Origin of the sequence: Coleofasciculus sp. FACHB-712, from assembly GCF_014695635.1 — a bacterium.
Lineage (GTDB): Bacteria > Cyanobacteriota > Cyanobacteriia > Cyanobacteriales > FACHB-T130 > FACHB-T130.
Window position 1 is genome coordinate 1 of record NZ_JACJOQ010000260.1, and the last position, 2,508, is coordinate 2,508.

The following is a 2,508-nucleotide window of genomic DNA, read 5'->3' on the forward strand; positions in this document are numbered from 1 at the left end:
CCGTACCATGACTTCAGGTTTTTTGGGAACTTCACCCCTCAGCTTAGCGCGAATCTAGTCAAACAGGAGCTTCGGGATATCTTGACAATTCTGCGATAATAGGGGATCGCCCTTAATGAGCGCTCTAAGTCTGGGCATTCCCACTCAGAATCACCGAGATAGCTCTGCTGTGTGGCGATCCATTCCAAAGTAAGGAATTGATTGTGACCCGATCTGAGATTGAAGCGGCACTGCAAGCAGCATTTAGTCTATGTGAGGAGGCTGTATATCCTCTCAGCGATATGCAGAAGCAAATTCTGCTGCAAGTTCTTGTCAAGGAACTGCTGGGTGCCCAAGGGGAGAACCCGGCGAGTGGTGATGAAAATGCCGATGGTGCGAATCCATTGGAGGAACTGACAGCAGAACAAGTCAAAGCTTTACTGCAATTTGTCAAGGAACAAGAAAGACAAAATCGCTCTTGGAAGATTACGTTACTCAATGACTGGTTGAATAATCAAGATTCGGGAGCGATGCAATTTTTACGCGATCGCTATGGCTTTGGGTGGCTCTATCGCATTCAGCCGGTTCATCTGGCTGAGTATTATGAGCGGGAGGGCAAGCAAGGGTTAAAGCTGAAAGTAGGCGATCGCATTGAGGTTTCTAATGGTCTGTGGGAGTGGGTGCAAGAAAACGGCCCCTGTAGTCGCGAATGGTTTCCCTGCACGGTGGTTGGGGTTTACGAGACCACAGAGAGCGGGGTCTCTCATACTAACTGCATTATCCGGTTTGAGAATGGCAGCGAGTATGAGATTCAAGGCATTTACGAATGGAATCGTTTTAACTGGCAATGGCCCAAAAATTAGAGATTCCGATTCTTGTAAAGATTAACTGCAAACTCATCCAGAATCGTGGTTCCCGATAGCTGCTGCGTTTGCGCCAACTGGTAACGAGATTGCAAAACTCGCTGGATTTCCTGCTGAATTTGCTGTTTTTCTGCCTCCGTTTTGGGAGCCTTATTCACAGGACGGGCGCTCTCTAACCAGAGAATCCGAGGATATTGCGTTGCTTGTCCGCTTGTCAGAACTTTTTCTAAAGCAGGTGCAAGGTCGGCAGGATGCTGTGCTAATAGCTGAACCGGGGCAGTGAGAGGAAGATAATAAGCCAAACGCAGAATGTGACCCCAAGCGCGGGAGTTCATCACGATTAAAGTTGGCGTTGTAGGTTCCTGTTGAATCAAATCTGCTATCTGATGGAACATCGAGCGGTTTCTCGTGCTGAAGTCCCCGATGCTGATGCCCAGATACAACAGCAGCAAACCTGCTACCGCTACTCCGCGCCAGCGTCCCGCCGCCCGTTCCAGCCATAAAGCAATTAATAGCAAGCATCCAGGCAAAACAAAAATCAGTGCCCTTCCACCGCCAAAGCCAATCGTGTATTTGCCAGCGAGAATATCCACTGCAAATGCAATGCACAGGGGCAAAATTCCCAGTGACAAAGCCATGAATAAGGTACGACGCTTTCCTTGCCGCCAGAGGCTAAAGGTACACCCGGCTAGTAACAAAATTATCAGGCACCCTGCCACAATCGCGAGGGTCGCTTCTGCGGGAGTTTTGACGACATCTCCCACCCAGTCTCCCAGTAACAAGTGACTGCTCAAGGTTTGGGTAACATCTGCGAAATGATTTCCCTTGGAAAACTGATTGCCCACTTCACCCAGACGCCCCTGCTTCCGAGTTCCCCAAACAAACCAAGGCATCCACAGCAATACACCCGCCCCCAAACGCAATCCGTGCTGCCACCACCGCCGCCGGTCAAAGATGAGGACAAAGATGCCTAGGGTCATCACCCAGTAGACAAAAAGATACTGCGTCAGCAGTCCAGCAGCGACTGAAACAATCAGAATCGCACTCCAGAGAATCGATGAGCGGTTGCTGGGATGATGGGATGATGGCGTGGCGTCTGGTTGAATTTCCCACTCGGAGGCTCGGAGACTCTCTGTTGCTCCTTTTGTGTCAACCAGATGCAGCATTGCCCAGGTGCTGAGAATCGTCCATAAAATCAGCGGGCCATACATCCGGGCATTTAAAGAGTGGAATAAATAGAAAGGATTTGTACCGAGTAAGGCGGCAAAAATCAGTCCGCCGCGATGTCCCATCACAAAACGTCCTAATCCGTAAGCGCCGCCAATTGCACCTACACTCAGCAATGCGCCCAGACCTCGTAAGGCAGCTTCGCTATTGCCAAATAGCTGTAGCCAGAAGTACAGGCTGAAATAAGAAAGCGGCGGATGGACATCGCCCAAGATACCTTTATAGACATCTTTGATCGTTCCTACGACATCACCGGCTCGTGGGATCAATAAAGCGCTGTAGTCCCGCAGGTTGACGGGTTGCGCTCCCGGAGCTTGATAGTCAATGCCGTGACCGCTGGCGAGGATCAGGGATAGAACTTCGTCGTACCAAAATTCTCGGCTGCCTAGATAGATAATTCTTAACAAAACAGCGATCGCGATCGCGCCTAGGAGCAACA

2 protein-coding genes are annotated in these 2,508 nt (G+C 50.2%); one reads left to right on the forward strand and one right to left on the reverse strand.

The window, feature by feature from the left end; all coding sequences use genetic code 11:
• The first annotated feature begins 203 nt into the window (after positions 1-203).
• A complete protein-coding gene (locus H6F50_RS07370) occupies positions 204-842 on the forward strand; it encodes a hypothetical protein (RefSeq protein ID WP_190410468.1) in 639 nt (212 codons plus the stop codon).
• Here the strand turns inward: H6F50_RS07370 and H6F50_RS07375 are convergent.
• Complete coding sequence (locus H6F50_RS07375; protein ID WP_190427994.1) at positions 839-2,506, reverse strand: glycosyltransferase family 39 protein; 1,668 nt, start codon at positions 2,504-2,506, stop codon at positions 839-841. The two genes, H6F50_RS07370 and H6F50_RS07375, sit on opposite strands and share 4 nt — an antisense overlap.
• Between the last annotated feature and the right edge of the window lie 2 nt (positions 2,507-2,508).